The sequence below is a fragment of the Mesorhizobium sp. M7A.F.Ca.AU.002.02.1.1 genome, assembly GCF_003998535.1.
Taxonomy (GTDB): Bacteria; Pseudomonadota; Alphaproteobacteria; order Rhizobiales; family Rhizobiaceae; genus Mesorhizobium; species Mesorhizobium ciceri.
The window spans coordinates 1-7,367 of record NZ_RZPB01000273.1; the positions used below are offsets into that span (position 1 = coordinate 1).

General features: G+C 62.6%; 7 protein-coding genes. 3 read left to right on the plus strand and 4 right to left on the minus strand.

Annotated elements, in window-relative coordinates; translation table 11 throughout:
• Nucleotides 1–80: 80 nt before the first annotated feature.
• From EN879_RS17710 to EN879_RS17720, 3 genes are all read left to right on the plus strand, one after another.
• Nucleotides 81–743, plus strand: coding sequence for a TerC family protein (locus tag EN879_RS17710; RefSeq protein ID WP_013531644.1), 663 nt, complete (start codon nt 81–83; stop codon nt 741–743).
• 136 nt (nt 744–879) lie between these two features.
• Nucleotides 880–2,193: a 30S ribosomal protein S12 methylthiotransferase RimO gene (gene rimO / locus EN879_RS17715; RefSeq protein ID WP_013531645.1), complete on the plus strand. Its 1,314-nt coding sequence runs from the start codon at nt 880–882 to the stop codon at nt 2,191–2,193.
• Between the two features lie 108 nt (nt 2,194–2,301).
• Nucleotides 2,302–3,408, plus strand: a complete 1,107-nt coding sequence (locus EN879_RS17720; protein ID WP_063168007.1) for an acyltransferase — start codon at nt 2,302–2,304, stop codon at nt 3,406–3,408.
• Between the two features lie 47 nt (nt 3,409–3,455).
• Here the strand turns inward: EN879_RS17720 and EN879_RS17725 are convergent, their stop codons facing one another.
• The 4 genes from EN879_RS17725 to EN879_RS17740 form a co-directional block, all read right to left on the minus strand.
• The gene (locus EN879_RS17725) at nt 3,456–4,523 is read right to left on the minus strand and encodes a BMP family ABC transporter substrate-binding protein (RefSeq protein WP_013531647.1); all 1,068 of its coding nucleotides are present in this window, start codon (nt 4,521–4,523) and stop codon (nt 3,456–3,458) included.
• A 49-nt stretch (nt 4,524–4,572) separates the two neighbouring features.
• Nucleotides 4,573–5,493: an ABC transporter permease gene (locus EN879_RS17730; protein WP_024503273.1), complete on the minus strand. Its 921-nt coding sequence runs from the start codon at nt 5,491–5,493 to the stop codon at nt 4,573–4,575.
• Nucleotides 5,493–6,623, minus strand: coding sequence for an ABC transporter permease (locus EN879_RS17735; protein ID WP_013531649.1), 1,131 nt, complete (start codon nt 6,621–6,623; stop codon nt 5,493–5,495). The genes EN879_RS17730 and EN879_RS17735 overlap by 1 nt, the downstream gene beginning before the upstream one ends.
• A partial coding sequence (locus EN879_RS17740) for an ATP-binding cassette domain-containing protein (RefSeq protein WP_127274156.1) occupies nt 6,620–7,367 on the minus strand: 748 nt, incomplete at its 5' end. The genes EN879_RS17740 and EN879_RS17735, both read right to left, overlap by 4 nt.

Below are 7,367 nucleotides of genomic sequence, written 5' to 3' on the forward strand. Positions count from 1 at the left end.
CTTGACGCCAAGGGACCACCAAGTTAGGGCCTCTGGGTAATCGACGAACACTCGGCAAAATCAGCAAGGGCTTCCGGTCGATGGACATTTTTTTCAGCGCTGCCAGCCTGACCGCCCTGCTCCAGGTCATCGCCATCGACCTCGTGCTGGCCGGCGACAATGCGATCGTCATCGGCCTTGCCGCTGCCGGCCTGCCGGCTGACCAACGCAAGAAGGCGATCCTCATCGGCGTGATTGCGGCAACGGTGCTGCGCATCGGTTTTGCCGCAATTACCGTCAAGCTGCTGGCGATCGTCGGCCTGCTGCTGGCCGGCGGCATCCTGCTGCTGTGGGTCTGCTGGAAAATGTACCGCGAGCTGCGCACGTCACATGCCGATGAGCTGGAAGCGACCGAGGCGCTGTCGAATTCGGACCTCAACAGTGACCAAGCAGTCGCCGGCAAGTCGAAGCGCAAGACCCTTGGCCAGGCTGCCTTGCAGATTGTCGTCGCCGATGTGTCGATGTCGCTCGACAACGTGCTGGCGGTGGCTGGAGCGGCGCGTGATCATTTTCCGGTGCTGGTCATCGGCCTTGTGCTGTCGATCGCGCTCATGGGGCTGGCTGCGACCTTCATTGCCAAGCTGCTGCATCGCCACCGCTGGATCGCCTATGTCGGCCTGCTGATCATACTCTATGTCGCGCTGGACATGGTCTATCGCGGCGCGGTGGAGGTCTGGCCACATGTGAACAACGTGGTCGGCTGAAGCTGGCGGACATCCGCGTCTTCACTCCGTCGAAGCAAGACCGCCGTGCGTTTTGCCGCATCGCGGGCCTGCCCATACCAATGCCGCAATAAGTGTGGTACTGCGCCGGCAATCCTGAAAAGCCCGGAAACCCTCTATGTCCGCTCCCCGCGTGAGTTTTGTCAGTCTTGGATGCCCGAAGGCCCTCGTGGATTCGGAGCGCATCATCACGCGCCTGCGCGCCGAAGGTTACGAAATCGCGCGCAAGCATGACGGCGCCGACCTCGTCGTCGTCAACACCTGCGGTTTTCTCGATTCCGCCCGCGACGAGTCGCTCAACGCCATCGGTTCCGCGCTTTCGGAAAACGGCCGAGTGATCGTCACCGGTTGCCTGGGCGCCGAGCCGGACGTCATTCGCGAAAAGCACCCCAATGTGCTGGCGATCACCGGGCCGCAGGCCTATGAGAGCGTGATGGCCGCGGTGCATGAGGCCGCACCGCCGTCGCACGATCCCTATATCGATCTCCTGCCGCCGCAGGGTGTCAAGCTGACGCCGCGTCACTACGCCTATCTCAAGATTTCCGAAGGCTGCAACAACCGCTGCACCTTCTGCATCATTCCCGCACTGCGTGGCGACCTCGTCTCGCGGCCGGCGGCCGATGTGCTGCGTGAGGCTGAGAAACTGGCCAAGGCTGGCGTCAAGGAACTTCTGGTCATCTCGCAGGACACCAGCGCCTACGGCATCGACATCAAATACCAGACGTCGATGTTCGGCGACCGTGAAGTGCGCGCAAAATTCCTCGATCTTTCGGAGGAACTGGGCAAGCTCGGCATCTGGGTGCGCATGCACTATGTCTACCCCTACCCGCATGTCGCCGACGTCATCCCGCTGATGGCGGAGGGCAAGATCCTCCCTTACCTGGATATCCCGTTCCAGCATGCCTCGCCGCAGGTGCTGAAAAACATGCGCCGGCCCGCGCATGGCGAAAAGACGCTCGAGCGCATTCGCGGCTGGCGCGAGGTCTGTCCGGATCTGGCCATCCGCTCGACCTTCATCGTCGGCTTCCCCGGCGAGACGGATGACGATTTCGAGATGCTGCTCGACTGGCTCGATGAAGCCAAGATCGACCGCGCCGGCTGCTTCAAATACGAGCCGGTCCGCGGCGCCCGCTCCAACGATCTCGGTCTCGAACAGGTCCCGCAGGAAATCAAGGAGGCGCGCTGGCACCGCTTCATGCAGCGTCAGCAGAAGATTTCGGCGACACAGCTGGCCAGAAAAGTCGGCAAGCGCCTCCCGGTGCTGATCGACGAGGCGCATGGCACATCGGCAAAGGGCCGCACCAAATACGACGCGCCCGAGATCGATGGCTCGGTGCACATCCAGTCGCGTCGTCCGCTGCGCCAAGGCGATATCGTCACCGTCAAGATCGACCGTGCCGACGCCTATGACCTCTATGGTTCGGCGGTCTGACGCCTCGTTCCGCGTAAATTTACTACATCTGGCGATAATCTAGGCCTCTTAACCCGCTCAGCCGCGATCCGCTCTATGGTTTGCCGACCGTAGATGCGGGAAATGCGGATGAACACCAGACCTGCGGAACAAAATTACATTGCGACGCTGGACCTGCTCAGGCTGGTCGCGGCGATGGCTGTCGTGTTCTTCCACTATTTCTTTCGCGGCGCGGCTGCCGAGGGCATTCTGGCTGAGGGTTATCCGCTTGCGGCACCGTTCGCCCTCTACGGCTATCTCGGCGTCAATCTGTTCTTCCTGATCAGCGGTTTCGTCATTGCCTGGTCGGCGGAAAACCGCAGTTGGGACCAGTTTGCGGTCGCGCGGTTCGTTCGCCTCTATCCGGGCTTCCTGCTCTGCATGACGATCACCTTCGCGATTGTCTTCCTTGCCGGGTCGCCGCTGCTTTCGGCCTCTTTCGTTCAGTATGCCGCCAATCTGTCGATGTTCGCGCCGGCGTTCGGCCAGCCCTTCATGGACGGCGTCTACTGGTCGATCGTTCTTGAGCTGGTGTTCTACGGCTGGGTGACGCTGGCGCTGCTCACCGGGCTGTTTCAGAAACGCAAGCTGGAGCTGATCTTGATCTGGCTGGCGATCTCGGCCTTGAACGAGTTCTTCATCGGCAGCGGCGCCGCCAGGCTGCTGTTCATCACCGAGTTTGGACCGTTCTTCGCCGCCGGCGTGCTGGTCCACCACCTGCATGCGCATGGCCGTTCACTGCCTGCAATGCTGCTGCTTGCCGCCGCGTTCCTGATCTCCTGCGGCACGCTGTCGGTGACGCAGCACTGGATGCTTGGCCACTACGGCATTGCCGTTTCGTCGGCCAATCTGGTCATCGCCAACGTCGTCATGCACGCGGCCTTGATCGGTGCGGTGCTGCTGCGCGGCCGTATCAGGGCATCGGGGCTCACCCTGGCGCTGGGCGGGCTGACCTATCCGCTCTATTTGCTGCACCAGGACATCGGCTATCTCGTCATCAATGCGGCAACGCCCCTTATCGGCAAATGGTTTGCCGCCTTTGGCTGCGGCGCACTTATGCTTTTCGTTTCGTGGGCAATCTGGCGCGCCTGCGAACGACCCGCACAGCGGCTGCTGAGGATTTGGCTCGGCCGCGCGGTCGATGCTGGCCTGGCGCGATTTCGTCGCGTCTCAGCCGGAGCGCAGCCCGCCGAATGAAAAAGGGCGCCTCGCGGCGCCCTCCTCATTTCGATCTCTTGCGCTACTTACTGCGGCAGCTTGTCGTCGACACCCTTCACATAAAAATTCATGCCGAGCAGCGTGCCGTCATCGGCGACTTCGCCATCCTTCAGCCACGGCGTGCCGTCTTGCTTGGCGATCGGCCCGGTGAAGGGGTTCCAGCCGCCGGCGATCTTCTTCTCGGTGGCCTCCGCCATCGCCTTCACGTCGTCGGGCATGTTGGTGTAGGGGGCGAGCTTGACCGCGCCGTCCTTGATGCCAAGCCAGACATTGTCCGGCTTCCAGGTGCCGTCGAGGGCTGCCTGGACCCGGCTGATGTAATAGGGACCCCATTCGTCGGTGAGCGAGGTCAGCTGCGCGTTCGGCGCGAACTTGATCATGTCGGAGGACTGGCCGAAGCCGTGCAGCTTGCGCTCCTCGGCCACCTGCAGGGCAGCGGTCGAATCGGTGTGCTGGACAATAATGTCGGCACCCTGGTCGAACAGCGCCTTGGCGGCGTCGGCTTCCTTGCCCGGATCGAACCAGGAATTCACCCAGACGATCTTGGCCTTGAAGTTCGGGTTGATCGACTGCGCGCCGAGCATGAAGGAGTTGATGCCCATCACCACTTCGGGGATCGGGAAGGAAACGATGTAGCCGGCAACGCCTGCCTTCGATTCCTTGGCGGCGATCTGGCCGAGCACATAACGGCCTTCATAGAAACGCGCATTGTAGATGCCGAGATTGTCAGATGTCTTGTAGCCGGTGGCGTGCTCGAACATCACCTTCGGGAATTTCTTGGCGACCTTCACTTCTGGGTCCATGAAGCCGAAGGAGGTGCCGAAAATGATCTTGCAGCCTTCGCGTGCCAGGCGCTCGAAAGCGCGGTCGGCGTCGGGGCCTTCCGAGACGTTTTCAAGATAGGCGGTTTCGACCTTGTCGCCGAGCGCCTTCTCCACTTCGAGACGGCCCTGGTCGTGCTGGTAGGAATAGCCGAAATCGCCGATCGGGCCGGTGTAGACCCAGCAGGCCTTCAGCTTGTCCGCGGCCTCGGCCGTCGCTGCCAGCGACATGGCGGCGGTCGTGGTCATCAGGGCAATAAGCAGTTTTTTCATCGTGTTACCTCTCTGAGTTAGCCTTGGAGCTTCCCGTTTGTTTTTGTTGTCAACGATCCGGAACGAATGGCTGCCCCAAGGAAGCCGGCGTGTTCATCATCGTCAGACGCTTGTTGCGCGAGATTAGAACGAGAACCACGACGGTTGCCAGATAGGGCAGCGAAGAAAGGAACTGTGAGGGCACTGGAATGCCAAAAGCCTGTGCATGAAGCTGGCCGATCCATACCGCGCCGAAGATGTAGGCGCCGGCCAGCACCCGCCATGGCCGCCAGGAGGCGAACACCACCAGCGCCAGCGCGATCCAGCCGCGGCCGGCGCTCATGTTCTCCACCCATTGCGGCGTGTAGACCAGCGAGAGATGGCCGCCGGCGAGACCGGCACAGGCGCCGCCGAAGATGACCGCGAGGTATCGGTAGCGGATGACCTTGATGCCAAGCGCATGCGCCGAGGTGTGGCTGTCGCCGATCGAACGCAGCGTCAGCCCGGTGCGGGTCTTGAACAGGAACCACATGACGGCGGCGGTCAGTGCGATCGAGATGTAGAAGATCGGATCCTGGCCAAACAGCAGCCTGCCGACCACAGGGATTTCCGTCAGGCCGGGAATGTCGAGGTTGGGCAGCCTTTCGCCGGGCTGGCCGACGAAGCTGGTGCCCATCATGCCGGACAGGCCAAGGCCGAGCAGCGTCAGCGACAGGCCGGTCGCCACCTGATTGGTGGCCAGCGACAGCGTCATGACGGCAAACAGCAGCGAGAACACCGCGCCCATGGCAATGGCCGCCAAAAGGCCGATCCAGGGTGATCCGGTGAGATAGGTTGCGCCGAAGCCGCCGACGGCGCCCATGATCATCATGCCTTCGACGCCGAGATTGAGTACGCCGGAGCGCTCGACCACCAGCTCACCGATTGCCGCGATCAGCAGCGGCGTTGCCGCGGTGGCGATGGTCAGAAGGATGTTTACGGTGATGTCCATCAACGGGCTTCCTTCAGCTTCGGTGCGGCTTCGAGTTTGGCCACGCCTTCCGGTTTGGTCAGCGCCAGGCCGACCAGACGTATGCGGTAGTGGATGAGCGTGTCGCAGCCGAGCACGAAGAACAAAAGCATGCCCTGGAACACCCGCGCCACCTTGTCGGAGATGCCGAGCGCGCTCTGCACTGCTTCGCCGCCGAGATAGGTCAGTGCCAGCACCAGTCCGGCGGCAACGATGCCAAGCGGGTTGAGACGGCCGAGGAACGCCACGATGATGGCGGTGAAGCCGTAGCCGGGCGAAATGACGGGCTGCAGCTGGCCGATGGCGCCCGAGACCTCCGAGATGCCGGCAAGTCCCGCCAGCGCGCCCGACAGCAGGAAGGCAAAGAACACCATCCGGTTGAGGCCGAAGCCGGCGAAGCGTCCTGCCCGCGGGCTCGAGCCCAGCACGCGCACCTCGAAACCTTTCAGCATGCGGCTCATCAGGATCCAGACCAGCACCGCGGCGACCAGCGCGAAGACAAAACCCCAGTTTGCCCGTCCGGCATCCGGCATCAGTTCCGGCAACACGGCCGAATCGTTGAACTGGATGGTCTGCGGGAAGCCATGGCCCTGCGGATCGCGCCAGGGGCCGCGCACCAGCCAGTCAAGGAAAAGTTGCGCGACATAGACCAGCATCAGGCTGGTCAGGATCTCGTTGGTGCCGAAGCGCGTCTTGAGCAGAGCCGGGATCGCCGCATAGGCCGCACCTCCGACCATGCCGAGCAACAGCATCAACGGCAGCACCAGCGGGCCTTCGAACTGCGGAAACAGTACTGGAAGCATCGAGCCAACGATGCCGCCGAGGATGAACTGGCCTTCGGCGCCGATGTTCCAGATGTTGGCCTTGTAGCAAACCGACAGGCCGACAGCGATCAGGATGAGCGGCGCGGCCTTGATCGCCAGCTCATGCAACTGCCAGATTTGGCTGATCGGCTCGATGAAATAGATGTTGAACGCAGTCAGCGGATTGACGCCGAGCAGTGCGAACATGACGGCCCCGGCAATGATGGTCAGCGCGAAAGCGATGAACGGCGACAGGGCCGAAAACAGCATGGAGCGCTGCGGGCGTTTGACGAGTTCGAGGCGCATCATGCCGTCTCCAACGTGTGTTCGGCGTGACCGGGTTCGGCGCCACCCATCAGCAAGCCGACCTTCTCGAAGGTCGCTTCGGCGATCGGCATCGGCTTCGACAACTCGCCATTGTGCATGACCGCGATCGCATCCGAGATCTCGAACAGCTCGTCGAGATCCTGGCTGATCACCAGCACCGCTGATCCGCTGCGCGACAACTCGATCAAGGCCTGGCGGATGTGGGCGGCAGCGCCCGCATCGACGCCCCAGGTCGGCTGGTTCACCACCATGACGCTTGGCCGGCGGTCGAGTTCGCGGCCGACGATGAATTTCTGCAGATTGCCGCCCGAAAGAGCCGCGGCCTCCGGATCCGGCGCGCTCTTGCGCACGTCCATCGCCTCGATGATGCGTTGGGACGCGGCCTGGATGGCGGCGCTCTTGACCATTCCGCCGGAACCGACGAACGCCTTGCCGTCGGTGGCATGGCGCGACAGCAGCAGGTTTTCGGAAAGCTTCATGCGCGGTGCGGCACCGTGGCCGAGGCGCTCCTCCGGCACGAAGGCAGCGCCCAGCAGGCGCCGTCCGGTGATGGTGAGGCTTCCCGAATCCTTGCCGCGAATGCGCACCGAGGCGGCATCCTGCTGCAGCACTTCGCCCGAAACGGATTCGAAGAACTCGCCCTGACCATTGCCGGCGACGCCGGCGATGCCGATCACCTCGCCGGCGCGGACGTTCAGGTTGATGCCCTTGAGCGGGATCGAGAAC

Excerpts from the sequence above, each read along its gene's own strand:
- EN879_RS17710 (WP_013531644.1), top strand. The coding sequence starts at position 81 with ATGGACATTTTTTTCAGCGCTGCCAGCCTGACCGCCCTGCTCCAGGTC.
- rimO (WP_013531645.1), top strand. The coding sequence starts at position 880 with ATGTCCGCTCCCCGCGTGAGTTTTGTCAGTCTTGGATGCCCGAAGGCC.
- EN879_RS17720 (WP_063168007.1), top strand. The coding sequence starts at position 2,302 with ATGAACACCAGACCTGCGGAACAAAATTACATTGCGACGCTGGACCTG.
- EN879_RS17725 (WP_013531647.1), bottom strand. The coding sequence starts at position 4,523 with ATGAAAAAACTGCTTATTGCCCTGATGACCACGACCGCCGCCATGTCG.
- EN879_RS17730 (WP_024503273.1), bottom strand. The coding sequence starts at position 5,493 with ATGGACATCACCGTAAACATCCTTCTGACCATCGCCACCGCGGCAACG.
- EN879_RS17735 (WP_013531649.1), bottom strand. The coding sequence starts at position 6,623 with ATGATGCGCCTCGAACTCGTCAAACGCCCGCAGCGCTCCATGCTGTTT.